This window comes from Paracraurococcus lichenis (assembly GCF_030657435.1).
Lineage (GTDB): Bacteria > Pseudomonadota > Alphaproteobacteria > Acetobacterales > Acetobacteraceae > Paracraurococcus > Paracraurococcus lichenis.
The window spans coordinates 1-775 of record NZ_JAUTWS010000384.1 but is presented as its reverse complement, the minus strand read 5'-3'; the positions used below and the strand labels follow the sequence as shown (position 1 = coordinate 775).

General features: G+C 69.7%; 1 protein-coding gene and 1 pseudogene. One reads left to right on the top strand and one right to left on the bottom strand.

The window, feature by feature from the left end; translation table 11 throughout:
• A partial coding sequence (locus tag Q7A36_RS40385; RefSeq protein WP_305109422.1) for an ATP-binding protein occupies positions 1 to 344 on the top strand: 344 nt, incomplete at its 5' end.
• Here the strand turns inward: Q7A36_RS40385 and Q7A36_RS40380 are convergent.
• Positions 265 to 775 (bottom strand): annotated as a pseudogene (locus tag Q7A36_RS40380) (hypothetical protein); the annotation flags it as partial. The gene Q7A36_RS40385 and the pseudogene Q7A36_RS40380 overlap by 80 nt on opposite strands.

Genomic DNA, 775 nt, shown 5'->3' with positions numbered 1-775 from the left:
ATGAGATCGGCTATCTCACCGTCGCCTCGGGCGGCGGCAACTTGTTCTTCCAGCTGGTGAATGCCCGGTACGAACGGGGCGCGATGATCCTGACCTCAAACCGCGGCTTCTCCGAGTGGGGCGAGGTCTTCGGTGATACCGTGGTCGCCTCGGCCTTGCTGGACCGCCTCCTCCACCACGCCGTCGTCGTCCGCATCGAGGGCGCCAGCTACCGCCTTCGCAAGCACGCCGACCTGCTGCCGGACACCGCCGGCACACGGCAGGTCACGCCGCCGCTCCAACCGACCCGGCGCCGCAGCAGGCCGTCCACGCAGCAACCGGCCGAGCCTCAATCAGCCCCGTAGCTGACCCGACAACTGGGGAATTTTCGTCCAGCACTCCTGGGGATTTTTCGATCAGCATTGACACGGGATGCCGGTTGCGCACGTAACCGCCATCCAGCCCAACCACGATCGCGCCGCCCGGCCGCACTGCGGGCCGCGTCACGGCCGCAGCCATGGGCGGCTGCATCACCTCCTTGCCGACCCGCTGCGTCCGGTTCCGCACCGTGCCGGCGTTCACCGCCCCGCCGATCGGAAGCAACTCGGACAGGAGTGCCGCGACCTTGCCGAACGGCGCCAGCGCCGCATACCGGGCGGTGACGCAGGCGAGTTCGGGCGCGACGGTACCCCCGCCGAGCTCCAGGGCCGCGAAGCTCTTCGGCTCGCCCGGACCATGGCAGGGGCAGACCAACAGCCGCTGGACCCGGACCGGCACCGCGCCGAACAGTGAGCGA